Origin of the sequence: Pseudoalteromonas sp. RB2-MNA-CIBAN-0110, from assembly GCF_040309305.1 — a bacterium.
In the GTDB taxonomy this organism is placed as follows: Bacteria; Pseudomonadota; Gammaproteobacteria; order Enterobacterales; family Alteromonadaceae; genus Pseudoalteromonas; species Pseudoalteromonas arctica.
The window spans coordinates 13,211-27,567 of sequence record NZ_JBEOOQ010000037.1; the positions used below are offsets into that span (position 1 = coordinate 13,211).

Here is a 14,357-nt window from a genome sequence, read left to right on the forward strand (position 1 = left end):
GTGCATGTAGTAAAAGGATAGTTTTAATGACGTTTTTAAAAAATCACAGCATGCTTTGCGCCCTCAGCGTTTGTTTTAGCTTATTGCTAAGCGGCTGCTCAGAGCCATCATCGCAAAGTTCACCACAAGTAGAGGTTGATGTTGCTAAATACCCATGGGCTAAAGAGCACAAAAACCATCCAGAGTGGCCACTAGAAATACGCGAAGAGGTGTATGGCGATGCAGATACATTTTCAACCCCGAGGTTAATGTTCTGGAATAAATATAAATATAGCGAAGTACGCACGCTGTGGTCATCAAAACTCGATGGCTCAGACAGGCGCCGTATCATTCCAGAAGAGGTATTTCAAAAGCTTGAATCTATTAGTATACATGCACCCGCTCGCTCACCAGATAACCGTTATATCGCTATTTCGGGCTATATAAATGACCGAGCGACTCGCCAGTTATACGACACCAAAGATAAAAAACTCATTACCATGTCAGGCGGGGGTGGCTACCCGTGGTTTAACTGGACGTCAGACAGTGAAAGCGTCATTTTTTACTCAGATGGCAAAAACTTTAACTACCATGTACCAACAGGGGAGCTAACCCCACGGCCTCAAATTCACCACAGTGGCGCTGCTTTTTTACTGCCTGGTGATAAAGAGTTTTTAGCGATAAAGCACGATGGCTTTTGGATACATAAGTTTAATGGTGAAGTGGTTCGCAAAGTTAATTTTGGTTTTCCACGCAAATGGGAGATGAAAAACCACCGTATTTCACCCGATGGTAAATATTTAGCGTTTATGACCCACTCTAGGTCAAAGGCACACTTTCATTGGGTGAATATTGCAAACCCTGAAATAGAGCATTCGCAAATGGGGGAAGGTAATGGCGTTATTTTCTCTCTAGATGAAGATATTACTCTTAAATTTAGTTATAACCCAATAGGTGAAGTTGATGAAAATGGAAAGCCTATTACTTATCGTATTATTACTAAAACGAATATTTTGACCGGGTATGAGCAAATAACGCGAGTAAAAGAAAAGAATATTTGGGGCTTAAGTATATTGTCTCCAATAGCGATTACAAACTTAGCGGTACGAGGAGTACAATAATGCATGACATCAGCAAAGGAAGTGCTAGCCCCGTAGTTTATTTACTCACAGGGTATTTTGAAAAGGACTTAGCGGTAAGTAAACTAACGCCGCTAACAAACCGTATTGTGGTGGCTGAAGAGCCAGAAAGCGCTACATATAACCAAAAAAAGCCAGTAGTGCTAAAAACTAATGATGCGGGTATTATTTCTACCTTACATAATAAAACATTAGCTACGCGCCAACCTTTTCATGCACATAAAAATCGGCCGATTATTATTCCTCCTTTGGAGTCAGTTAGCTTGTTAGCAGTAAATAACCCTTCTGGCTGGGCAGAAAACTTCATAAGTTATTTAAGCGATTACCGCAAAGTTGAAAGCTCGGGCTCTGCTCAAGAAACTGATAAGGCTTCACCGCCACCATTACCTATTTTAACTCTGCAAACTGTGCCAGTTAGTAATTTAAAAACGCCAATAATATCTTCGCAAAATGGGGTTGTGATTAGTAAGAATGATCAAGATTACACCGACTGGTATACAAGTGAGATTACTGCAAAAAACGTTAAAAAAATTAATGCATATATATTAGCCAAAACGCGAGCAGTAATACTAAGTATAAATCCTAATATTCCCACTTTAGAAGATGGTGAGAGTATAGTTTTGTCACCACCAATGGGCAAAGATATATTTGCTACTTTCGTTACTAAAACTAATTTAGCGGTCATATCTGGCACGAATAAAAGGTTACCGAAGGGGCTATATCGCATAAAAATAAGGCTTGAACGAGATGCTTATTTAGCCAATTTAACTAACTGGTGCTCCAAATCTATTCAGAATGATGGTACTTATTATTACTACGAACTTGCCGAAATGATCCGCTTTGATATAAAAAATGAGGCAGGTGAGTTTGATGTAATTAATTGCGACCCGCTTTCGGTTGAAGAGGCAATAATAAAGCAATTTCCTCGCTTTTATAGCCACTTAATAAGTTATGCAAAAGATTTAAAAACCGAGCATGCCACCTATGACCCTAAAAATATTAGTATTAAAGATGAAAACGGTAAAGAGATTGGCCGCGCCAAAGTTAGCGATGAACCAATAAAAATAGCCAGCGGCTTTGAGAGTTTTTGCCATGGCTGGGCGGTGGCTAAAGGCCGTGCACAATTGGCCGCAGGGTTAATAAATACCGATATAACCGCCAGCGCGAGTAACGGTAACTTTACCACTAATGGTAAATTTGTTTTAGGGAGTAAAATTGCTAAAGCAATACATACTCATTTAAATAAAACAGAAGATAAAACTATTCAAGCAACGCTAGACTCCGTGTTTGCTATGCAAGACGGGCAGGATGCCTGGAAAAAGCTACGTGAAGCTCGCGCTGCCTTTACAACCGATGCTTGGCGGCAAGCACTTGCAGAAAATTTGTGGCGCTTACCAGCTAACACACCAGCAGCAATGGAAAGCTATAATAAAAGTTTAGGTAAAAAGCTCGGCATTCCTAAATCGGCAATGGATGCAGCAGGTAATGCGCTCAATATAGCTGACTTAACCATAAATATTGCAGCACTTGGGAAAACTACGTTGCAGCAATTTGGTACAAATGTCCCTAATTTAGCGCAAGCTAAACGGCACTATAAAACGGTTGCTAACGATTATTTTGAGCATTTAAGTGCCAAAGAAATTGTAAAAGATGTCGTAATTGAAGGAACGTTTTCGCTTAATAGCGAGCAAGTAACCGATGATTACCGCAATACTATTTTGCAGCAAAGCGAGGCCGTTATAAAAGCGCTTAAGCAAAATGAGAGTCTTAAAGTAACCGTGGCAGGCCACACCTGCGATATAGGTAATTACGATTATAATATTGCGTTATCTGAGCGACGAGCAGAGGCTGTTAAGCACATTTTAGTGACCCAAGCAGGCATTGATGAAGCGCGTATTGAAGTGCTTGGGCTGGGTTATGCTCAACCACTTATAAATAATAAAGATGAGGCAAGCCGAGCACAAAACCGCCGTGTACACATTGCCGCATATGCTATTAGCCAAATAAATGTTTGCCCATCTCGTGAAGGTATGGACAGTTTAGAGCGTTTTCGTAATTTAACCGTAGCCAATGATATAAAAGTAGATGAAACCAGCGACGATATGGCGTGGCAAATGATTAACATTGCTCTGGGTGTTATGGCATTTATTCCAGCAACAGCTCCCATTGCCGCGGCAGTAGCGGTAATAAAAGCGGGTGGCGCTATCGTTACGTCGGCTGCGAATTTAATGGATGAAGTACTCCTCGATAACATCTGTAAACAATTCTATGCAGAAATTCAGCGAGATAAACGCCTAGGCCAAGAGTGTGCAGCTAATCAAGGTATGATGCATGAGCTATTAAGTGAATATAATAAAGACGGAAAAACGCAGCAAAGTACACAATGGGCAGCTCAATTTAGGCTGCGCTCAGAGGCCATATCGGGCCTTATGGGATTGCTACTAAGGGCTCAGCGTGAAGGTGATAAAAGCCAATATTATTCAAATTTAGAACGCTATAAAGTAAAACAATACATAGAAAACTTTTTATTAGGTGATAGCTGGGCACTGCCTAATTTGCCCGGTGCATCAATTAGGATGGATACATTTTGGGTATTTTTAATTGATAGCATTACCAATCAAAAGCAAAGTACAGATGGTGATAAAAAAGCACTTTACGGCTTTAGTGACAACTACAGCTTGCTAGATAAAGCGGCACGTAAAGCCGTAGTTACAGATCCTGAAAACACGCTTTATTTGCAATCGCAATCTAACCCGTATGGTTTTTATATGATGACGGTGCCGACGGTAGCGCGTGAGCATAATTATATTACGGCTGAATTTCAAAATTACTTCCCCATTCACACATTTGCCACGCAAGAAAAAGAAGGCAGTAAATACCTCGAAAGCTTTGCAAACACATTTGAACCAGTATTTTCTGACTATGGTGAGGCGAGTTATCACCACAGCGCCATATATTATCAAGACCAGACTTCAAAAAAATGGTTGCCAATTATTGCCAATAAACTAAAGCGTTTAACGCCATTCACCCCGATTCGTGTTCTTGTTGTGTTTAACGACACGATGACCGGTATTGCACCTATTACATTTAAAGTAACGCGCTGTGATGGCGTAATAAATAACGAACTTGCTTATAAAGAGCTTGTAAGGCCGCTTGTAGAGTCTGAGCTATTAAATAATGAAAAGCATTTTGCAGGAAAGTTTGGTTGTGTATTTACACCATTTTTTCAATTAGGGCCAAAAACGTATTTAGGTACCAAGCCTATGGTGCACGAAGAAGCCTTTTACTCGATTATAAACGACTCTGCACTTGAATATTATCAAGATGACAATTTTTCTGATATGCGTTATTACATTGGTGCACAAGTTGGTAGTAGCAGTAAGGTTGTATTGCCACTAATGGGGGAGCGTAAAGATAATAGTGATGAGATGATTTTTGAGTCTGACACTGCGGAGGTCCTCTATGCCTTAGGCTTAAAAAATAAGTTTGTGGCGAATGAGTTTTATGTTGATTTAAATACAAAGCGTAATGGTGGTAATGAAGAGTCACTATTAATAAAAGATTTTTTAACGAGTAGTAGCTCAAGCTTTGTATATCCAGAGCTTTTTGCTGGGGAAAAAAGCATTAGAATTTTGGTGCGCTTTGGTGGTGAGGGTAAACCTTATTTAATAACCAGTAAAATACAAAGGCAAGGGCAAGTTATTCGTTTGTTTAAGAGTGAATTTGCTGCGGCACAAAGTTTAGGGTTTAAAGTACGCCAGTTTGGCGATGACATAATATTTGATGACTTTGATTGGAATACCCAAGTCGATATTATGGTTGTAGCGACCTGTACAGAGCTAGAGTCTGATAATTATACCAAAAAATTAATTGGTTTAGATTGGCGTAGTGTGCCATGTGATTTAATACTGCAGCAAACTATTGGTATTAATGATAAAGGCCCGAAGTATCAGTCAAAACTTTGCTATTTAGGCAAGGCTACACGTAATGCAAATAAAGGTTATAAAACAGAGCGTATTTTAAATAAAATGGTGGACATATGGCATGACGATGACTATCAATTTGAGGATAAGTGGTATGACAACCAGTGCCAAATTGATGAGCAGGTAGGCCCAGAGTATGAAGAGTTAATTGAATTATTGAATAACGCAGGCTCTGATAACGAAAAAGGTAAACAGGGTCGAGCGCTGCTTAATTGGCATAATAAAGACGCTGAAGCATTTGCCGGTGAAGAGCAGGTTTTTGTTTTTGCTGCAAATTTTAGTTTGAAATATGACTCACCGAAGCGTGTTGAAGTAAACGGCTTAAGGCCTTTTGGAGACATATTTACAAGCCAATTTAGTGATATATTTACTGACAAAGAGGACAGGCAATATACGATGGAGCTAGGTATAGCTAGCTTTAACTCAGCGGGAAATTCGGGCTTTAATTTTAATGATATCGGTTCGATGACCGATAAAATTAGCAACCATGGCTTGCAGTTAAAGTTACCACTACCGAACCCTACAAATAGCAATTTGCCTTGGGGTAAAACACTACCAGAAGCTGATTTAAAAGAATTAGCCGCTGAGCTAAATAGCGATCATTCAACCCCATCACAAAAAGACCTATATAAGCACTTGTCAGAGGAAGGGTTGACTGAAGATGAAGTGAAACAGTGGTTTGTTGAAGATGCTACAAAGAGGAAAGTAAGGCCGCTAGGAGCTTTTAAAAGCGAATAAATTTATTCGTAATTTAAGTAGTTACTACCAACATAACTGAGCGCAACAGCGCAATTATAGTAAGAATAAAAAGCTCATGAATATGAGCTTTTTATTTATTAGGGTATGGACATAGTGTGCAGAACGGCTCAGTACTTTAACTGCTTAAAAGGACTTTAATAATGACATTTTTAAAAAATCACAGCATGCTTTGCGCCCTCAGCGTTTGTTTTAGCTTATTGCTAAGCGGTTGCTCAGAGCCATCATCGCAAAGTACAAAAAACACAACAGCCGTTGACGTTTCTAAATACCCATGGGTTAAAGAGCACAAAAACCATCCAGAGTGGCCACTTGAAATACGCGAAGAGGTGTATGGTGATGCAGATACATTTTCAACCCCGCGGTTAATGTTCTGGAATAAATACAAATACAGTGAAGTACGCACGCTGTGGTCATCACGGTTAGATGGCTCAGACAGACGACGTATAATTCCAGAAGAGGTATTTCAAAAGCTTGAATCTATTAGTATACATGCACCCGCTCGCTCACCAGATAACCGTTATATCGCTATTTCGGGTTATATAAAAGACAGAGCAACTCGCCAGTTATATGATACTAAAGAGAAAAAGCTAATCACCATGTCTGGCGGGGGCGGTTACCCTTGGTTTAACTGGACCTCAGACAGTGAAAACGTCATTTTTTACTCAGATGGCAAAAACTTTAATTACCATGTACCAACAGGGGAGCTAACCTCACGGCCGCAAATTCACCACAGCGGCGCTGCTTTCTTACTCCCGGGCGATAAAGAGTTTTTAGCGATAAAGCACGATGGCTTTTGGATACATAAGTTTAATGGTGAAGTAGTTCGCAAAGTTAATTTTGGTTTTCCGAGAGCGTGGGAAATGAAAAACCACCGTATTTCACCAGACGGCAAGTATTTAGCCTTTATGACCCACGCTAGACCAAAGGCGCATTTTCACTGGGTGAATATTGCTAATCCTGAAATAGAAAATTCGGAAGAAGGAACTGGCGGCGGGATAATTTTCTCTCCAGAGGAAGATTATCAATTAGAGTATAGAATAAAGCACTCGCAAGAACGTGATGAAAATGGGTTTTATCTTTCTGAGCGTGTCATCAGAACAAAAAATATACTAACAGGTGAGCAAACAGAGGCGTTAGTTAAAGAAAAAGGAATCTGGGGCATGAGAACTTTAGTCCCAGTAGCAATTACTAACTTAGCAGTTCAAGATGTGAGGCGTTAACAATGCATGAATTAAGCAAAGGATCTGCAAGCCCAGTAGTTTACTTATTAACAGGATACTTTGAACAGAATGAATCGATTATATCGATATGAAAGTAGGTTCAATGTAACTCAAATCACTTTGACTATTTTGTCGATAAAGTGAGTAATGGCACTTTTTAATTATTAAACATGGGATTACTTTATAAGCCCAGATAAAAATAATAAAACTTATCTAATCGGGGATCACTTTAAAGCCGATTTGATTATGGTGACAAGAAGCGTGTTTGGTATTTTTAATCTTGTTATTTGATGTTTATTGGTTTTTATTTTCTTTATGGTTGTGTTTCAAAGGTGTTTTGTGGAATTTTTATGCTTGCTTCCGTCGCTTTGTAATGTTAAAAATAGGCTTCACTGAACACACACACAAGAAAACAAGATGCATATTATTCGTTTAATTACACTAAAACTTAACCTCTTACTGCTATGGCAAGTAAGCGGGGATTAGTGTGTTTGCATCGAGTTGAACACTAAAAACCCCGCAATTGCGGGGTTTTTTTTATCTCGCGGCTGGGATTAATTGAAATTTGGGTAACATAGGAATGAGGGGCAGTTATGCAAGAGCAAGATAAAGTATGGATTTTTGATACCACCTTACGTGATGGCGAACAGGCGCTTAAAGCAAGCCTTACTGAAGATGATAAAATTCAATTAGCGCATACAATTAGCCGCTTGAATGTGGATGTGATGGAAGTGGGTTTTCCGGTTTCGAGCCCTGCTGATTTTCGCTCGGTGCAACGTATTGCAACCGAAGTAAAAGGCCCGATTATTTGTGGTTTAGCACGCTCAGTTGCTAAAGACATTGAAGCCTGTGGCGAAGCACTTCGCACAGCACAACAAAGCCGTATTCATACTTTTATTGCTACAAGCCCTTTGCACCTTGAACATAAATTGCGTATGAGCTTAGACGATGCAACAGCAATGGCTGTTAAATCAATTAAATTGGCACGTAACTATACTGATGATGTTGAGTTTTCGTGTGAAGATGCCGGTCGTACGCCGCATTGGGATTTATGTAAAATTGTTGAGCAGGCAATTAATGCCGGAGCTTCAACTATTAACTTGCCAGATACCGTTGGTTTTGTAACGCCAGACGAATACGCCGCGATGATCCGCCATTTAATGAATAACGTGCCAAATATTGATAAAGCGCGTTTAAGTGTGCATTGCCACAACGATTTAGGTTTAGCCGTAGCAAACTCGGTGGCTGCAGTGCAAGCCGGAGCACGTCAAATTGAGTGTACTATTAATGGCATTGGTGAGCGTGCTGGTAACTGCTCGCTTGAAGAAGTGGCGATGATCATGAAAATGCGCTACGACCACTTAAAAGTATATACCGATATTAAAAGTGAAGAAATTTATCGCGCCTCTCGTCAAGTGGCTAAAATTTGTAATATGCCAGTACAACCAAATAAAGCGATTGTTGGCGAAAACGCCTTTGCACACAGCTCAGGCATTCACCAAGACGGTGTATTAAAAGCGCAAAATACTTATGAGATTATGTCGCCAGAAAGCGTTGGTGTGCCAAGTAACCAATTAAATATGACTTCGCGTTCGGGTCGCCATGTTATTGAGCATCGCCTAGAAGAATTAGGCTATCAAAAATCTGATTACGATATGGATGGCTTATATAAAAGCTTTATCGAGTTGGCTGACCAAAAAGGCACCGTATACGATTACGACCTTGAGGCGATGATTTACTTTAATCAAATTAACGACAAAGACGAAAAATACCAATTAGAATTTGTTAACTCAGCCTCTAACTCGCAATCGGTAGCAAGCTCTACTATTGGAATGCGCATTGATGGCGAAGCTAAACAAGAAGCCGCGACAGGTAATGGCCCAGTTGAAGCTTCGTTTGCAGCTATTGAGCGCTTAACCGGTATGAGCGTTGAAATGATTGAATATAACTTAGAAGCGACAGGCCAAGGTGCAAGCTCATTAGGCCAAGTAAATATTATAGCTAAATACGATGGCCGACCTTACCACGGTGCGGGCATTGCAGCGGATGTGGTTGAAGCGTCGGTACGCGCCATGATCCGTGTTTATAACTTAATTTATCGTGCACAAAAAGTGTCTGATTTAAAACAACAAAGGAAAGCAGGATGAGTAAAACAAACTACAGCGTTGCGGTATTAGCTGGCGACGGTATTGGTCCAGAAGTAATGGCAGCAGCAGAGCAAGTACTTGATGCTGTGAGCAATAAGTTTGGTTTTACCCTAAACCGCGAGCATTATGCAATTGGCGGCGCAGCCATTGACGAATTTGGTAAAGCATTACCAGAGAGCACGCTTACTGCGTGTGAAAACTCAGACGCTATTTTATTTGGTTCGGTAGGCGGTCCTAAATGGGAAAACTTACCACCAAACGAGCAGCCTGAGCGCGCATCGTTATTGCCGCTTCGTAAGCACTTTGGTTTGTTTTGTAATTTACGCCCTGCACAGTTATTACCTGCATTAAGTGCAGCGTCGCCACTTCGCGCTGATATCAGCGAAAAAGGGTTTGATATTTTATGTGTGCGCGAACTAACTGGCGGCATTTACTTTGGTGAAAAAGGCCGCAGTGGTGAAGGCGCAGAAGAGTTTGCATTTGATACGCAAACATACTCACGAAAAGAAATTGAACGTATTGCACGCTTTGCTTTTGAAGCTGCAAAACTACGTAGTAACCATGTTACCTCTGTTGATAAAGCCAATGTATTAGCATCAAGCGTATTATGGCGCGAAGTAGTAACCGAAGTAAGCAAAGACTACCCAGAAGTAAGCTTAGATTACATTTACGTAGATAACGCCGCTATGCAGTTAGTTAAGCAGCCTAGCCAATTTGATGTATTACTTTGCGATAACTTATTTGGCGATATTTTGTCAGATGAGTGCGCCATGATCACAGGCTCAATGGGCTTATTACCATCGGCAAGCTTGAATCAATCGGGTTTTGGATTGTACGAGCCAGCAGGCGGTTCAGCACCAGATATTGCAGGTAAAGGCGTTGCAAACCCAATAGCACAAATTTTAAGTGCCGCATTAATGCTACGTTACTCGCTAGGGCAAGACGAAGCTGCACGCACCATTGAAAAAGCAGTAGCAGAAGCCGTAGAAGCAGGCGTTGGCACACCAGATATATATCCAAATGCAGGTTACAGCACAAGCGATGTGGCAGCAGCCATCGTTTCACGCATTTAATAACATATTAAAGTTGCAGCACCGTTATGCTGCAACTCAAACAGATTAGGGAATTAGCAAGTGGCCCAAACGTTATACGAAAAAATTTGGCAATCACATACCGTTGCCAGCATAAACGAGCAAACCGACTTACTTTATATTGACCGCCATTTAGTGCATGAAGTTACTTCTCCGCAGGCTTTTGCTGGTCTACGTGAAAAAAACCGTACTGTACGTTGCCCAGAAAAAACCTTTGCAACGATGGATCACAACGTATCGACTAAGAGCCGATCACTTGATGCGGCAAGCGAAGTATCTAAAAACCAATTAATGGCGCTTGATAAAAACTGTAAAGAGTTTGGTATTGTGCTTTACGATTTAAACTCAATTAATCAAGGTATTGTGCACGTAATGGGCCCAGAGCAAGGTATTACTTTGCCTGGCACAACCATTGTATGTGGCGATAGCCATACCTCTACGCATGGTGCGTTTGGCGCATTAGCGCATGGTATTGGTACGTCTGAGGTTGAGCACGTATTAGCAACGCAAACGCTACAGCAAAAAAAGGCGAAATCGTTAAAAATTCAAATTAACGGTGTATTGCGTCCAACGGTTACGGCTAAAGATTTAATTATGGCGGTAATTGGCAAGTTAGGTACCGCTGGTGGCACAGGTTATGTAGCAGAGTTTTGTGGTGAAGGCATTGAAGCGCTTTCAATGGAAGCCCGTATGACGCTATGTAATATGAGCATAGAAATGGGTGCAAAAGCGGGTTTAATTGCATCTGACCAAATTACTTATGATTACTTAAAAGGTCGTCCGTTTGCACCAAAAGGCGCAGATTTTGATGCAGCCGTTGAATATTGGGAAACATTAAAAACGGATGAAGGCGCACACTTTGATTTAGTTGTTGAGCTAAATGCCGACGACATTCAGCCGCAAATTACCTGGGGCACAAGCCCAGAGCAAGTAATTGGTGTTGATGAGTGCATACCCGATCCAGACCAAGAACCAGATTTAATTAAAGCCGATGCTATTCGCAGCGCGCTTAAGTACATGGATTTAAAAGCGGGTGATAAATTATCAAGCGCGAAAGTAGACACGGTATTTATTGGCTCATGTACAAATAGCCGCATTGAAGATTTACGCGCAGCTGCAAAAATTGTTGAAGGCAAACATGTGGTAGCCGGCATTGAAGCGTTAATTGTACCGGGCTCTGGCTTAGTTAAAAAACAAGCCGAAGACGAAGGCTTAGCTGATATTTTTAAAGCCGCTGGCTTTGAATGGCGCGAACCGGGTTGTTCTATGTGTTTAGCGATGAACGATGACCGCCTAGGAGCAGGCAAGCGTTGTGCATCTACTTCTAACCGTAACTTTGAGGGCCGCCAAGGTCGTGGCGGGCGTACCCATTTAGTTAGCCCTGCAATGGCGGCAGCCGCTGCAATACATGGTCACTTTGTTGATATTAGAGGAGAAGCCTAATGAGCGTATTTTTTAGTGGCTTAATGGCCCCACTTGATAAAAACAATGTAGATACTGACCAAATTATCCCTAAGCAGTTTTTAACATCAACTAGCCGCGAAGGCTTTGATGCGGCATTGTTTTATGATTGGCGTTACCGAGATAACGACGAGCCAAACCCTGACTTTATTTTAAACCGCCCATGCTACCAAGGCGCGCAAATATTATTAACGCGCGACAACTTTGGTTGTGGCTCATCTCGTGAGCATGCTCCTTGGGCGCTGAAGCAATATGGTTTTGAAGTTATTTTGGCTGAAAGCTTTGCAGATATTTTCTTTAATAACTGTGGTAACAACCAAATGTTAGCCATAGCGTTACCTGCCGATACGCTTGAGCAATTGTTTGTACTTAGCGAGCAGCACGACGATATTAACATTGAAATCGATCTTGAAAATCAAACACTAACAAGCAGTAAGTTTGCACCAATTAGTTTTGATATTAGTAAAGAGGTAAAAGAGCGCTTATTAAGTGGCTTAGATTTTATTGGTGTAACCGAAACGCTAAACCCACAAATTGATGCGTTTGAAAAACAACTAGCGACTGAGCGTTCTTGGCAGTAATTGCTTAACCGTGTGTATTAAAAATCACGTATTAAAAAGCACGGCAATTGCCGTGCTTTTTTGTGGGTAAATATGAGATGTGGTAGCTAAAGGTTAATGCCTAAAGTCAGCCATTAACGCCGGTATACCAGGTAACATACCTACAATTGCCATTACAGTGGTAAGTAACACAAACATAATAAGTGGAATCACCCAGCGGCTCATTTTAGTTAACTCAGCGCTGCGCTCTTTACAGCCAATCAGCCCTAAGTTATCAAGTAACATAGTAAGCGACCAACCAAAAGCAGGATTAACCAAGGTCGAAGCAAACACCACAATAGCGGCTGATTGCGTCGTTTTACCTTCGCGCGTCATTTCCATGCCAGCTTCAAGTAGCGGGATAAATACCCCAACAATAAGCGCTACACACAATACAGGCTGCCAAATTGCTAAATCCATAGGGTAACCCCATAAACCAGCAATAATACAAAATAATGCCGTTAAAATAGCGCCAGCAGGGATAGGGCGTTTAGCAATAGCGGCAGGCACAATATAAGTACCCCAAGAGGAGGCAAAGTTAGCACCACCGGCAAGTGAGCCAAATATTTGTCTAACCGATGCACTTAGCATGGTGTCGTCGATATTCATTTGTACTTTTTCGGTGCGTTGCGGATAGCTTATTTTTTGAAATACTTGATGGCCTAAAAAATCAGGAGACCACATAGCAACGGCGAGCACTGCAAATGGGAGTACAACAACAAAGCTTTCAAGTGTTGGTAAACCTAGCATCCAACCCGTGTTTTCGCCCCACCAGTATGCAGGGTTCATATTTGGTAAACCCGGTGCAGTATGAAACTCAAACGGTGCACCTAAGGCAAAGGCAACCACGCCACCAATAAGGCAGCTTAACGGCACGGCTAACCAACGTTTTTTAAAGTGCTCTAACAGTGCATATAGTAAAATGGTGGCTAAAATAACAATAAACGCAATGTGTGCCATATCAATGGCTTCAGCCCAAGCAAACAGCTTTTTAACTTGCGAAATAGTACCAATAAAGCCTAAATAAATAAGTAGCCCGCCACATACACCTTTACTGGTTAGGCGCGCGAGCATACTTCCTCCCTTGGTTATGGCTAAAATAAAACCAAAGGCACCAATGAGTAAGCCAAACGCCATAGGGTGACCGCCAGCAGCAACAACAATAGGAATTAACGGAATAAGCGGGCCGTGAGTACCGGCTAAGTTGGCTGTTGGTAAAATAAAGCCCGAAAACAAGATGATAAAAATAGAAACAATGAGTAATTCGTAACGTACGTTTTCTAAAACAAATGCATCGCTTAAACCAAGAGGCGCTGCAAATGTTGCTGCAATAGCACCCACCATAACGACTTTGCCAATTGTGCCTGCCATTGCTGGAATGGTGTCTTCAAATTCAAATCTGTAATCTCTAAACGGTAAATTAGGACGCCAGCGCTTAGGCTGCATAATTTGTAATTCATGTTCGAGATACTCGTCGCGAGTATTAAACTCTGAACTCGGCTTGTGAAGTTGCTCGTAGCTTTGAGCATCCTTGTGCGTGTTTGATGGTGCATCACCGGGTGGTGTAGTTTGCATGCGTTCTCCTGCAACATTGTTGCTTAATCAAATAAATACGGCTTTTGTTAAAGCAAATGAATATTGAACATGCAGGGTAGATCAGCTCTTAGGCTGGGATGTATAGGCAAAAGGTCGTGCATGGTTGTTTTTAATACAGTTAATCTGACAATCAGCTTTACGTTAAAAATTATAAAACCACACAAAATTATTTAAAATTACTATAAATCAATGGCTTGTTTTTTATTTTAAAGAGTTTGATTACTGTTTATAACGGGGAATAGTGTTAATGGCAGGTTATTATCCTTTAGTCTTAGTGACTGTAAAAGCCGCTTTGTTTGAAAAGCTTATTGGTAGCAGCCGTTAATTTCGTTTTATTTGTGGTGAAATAATACTTCTGTTACTTTCGGATTGTTAATAACAAC

Annotated in this window: 8 protein-coding genes; 7 read left to right on the top strand and 1 reads right to left on the bottom strand. The window is 41.0% G+C overall.

From position 1 onward, the window contains the following. Positions 1 to 26: 26 nt before the first annotated feature. The 7 genes from AAEY68_RS16195 to leuD all read left to right on the top strand — a co-directional run bounded on the left by AAEY68_RS16195 (position 27) and on the right by leuD (position 12,360). A complete protein-coding gene (locus AAEY68_RS16195; RefSeq protein WP_024592319.1) occupies positions 27 to 1,100 on the top strand; it encodes a TolB-like translocation protein in 1,074 nt (357 codons plus the stop codon). Next, positions 1,100 to 5,839, top strand: coding sequence for an OmpA family protein (locus tag AAEY68_RS16200; protein ID WP_350586420.1), 4,740 nt, complete (start codon positions 1,100 to 1,102; stop codon positions 5,837 to 5,839). The genes AAEY68_RS16195 and AAEY68_RS16200 overlap by 1 nt, the downstream gene beginning before the upstream one ends. Positions 5,840 to 6,000: 161 nt before the next feature. Beyond that, positions 6,001 to 7,080, top strand: a complete 1,080-nt coding sequence (locus AAEY68_RS16205) for a TolB-like translocation protein (RefSeq protein ID WP_024592317.1) — start codon at positions 6,001 to 6,003, stop codon at positions 7,078 to 7,080. 593 nt (positions 7,081 to 7,673) lie between these two features. Next, on the top strand, positions 7,674 to 9,227 hold the full coding sequence (leuA, locus tag AAEY68_RS16210; protein WP_024592316.1) for a 2-isopropylmalate synthase: 1,554 nt from the start codon (positions 7,674 to 7,676) through the stop codon (positions 9,225 to 9,227). After that, positions 9,224 to 10,300, top strand: coding sequence for a 3-isopropylmalate dehydrogenase (gene leuB / locus AAEY68_RS16215; RefSeq protein WP_007582207.1), 1,077 nt, complete (start codon positions 9,224 to 9,226; stop codon positions 10,298 to 10,300). The genes leuA and leuB overlap by 4 nt, the downstream gene beginning before the upstream one ends. Positions 10,301 to 10,360: 60 nt before the next feature. Continuing rightward, positions 10,361 to 11,761, top strand: a complete 1,401-nt coding sequence (gene leuC, locus AAEY68_RS16220; protein WP_121954607.1) for a 3-isopropylmalate dehydratase large subunit — start codon at positions 10,361 to 10,363, stop codon at positions 11,759 to 11,761. Next, on the top strand, positions 11,761 to 12,360 hold the full coding sequence (gene leuD / locus AAEY68_RS16225) for a 3-isopropylmalate dehydratase small subunit (RefSeq protein WP_024594319.1): 600 nt from the start codon (positions 11,761 to 11,763) through the stop codon (positions 12,358 to 12,360). Before leuC ends, leuD begins: the two co-directional genes overlap by 1 nt. A gap of 93 nt (positions 12,361 to 12,453) precedes the next feature. Here leuD and AAEY68_RS16230 read toward each other — a convergent pair whose 3' ends face one another. Beyond that, entirely contained in the window at positions 12,454 to 13,953 is a 1,500-nt protein-coding gene (locus AAEY68_RS16230) for a DUF3360 family protein (RefSeq protein WP_350586424.1), read from the bottom strand. Between the last annotated feature and the right edge of the window lie 404 nt (positions 13,954 to 14,357).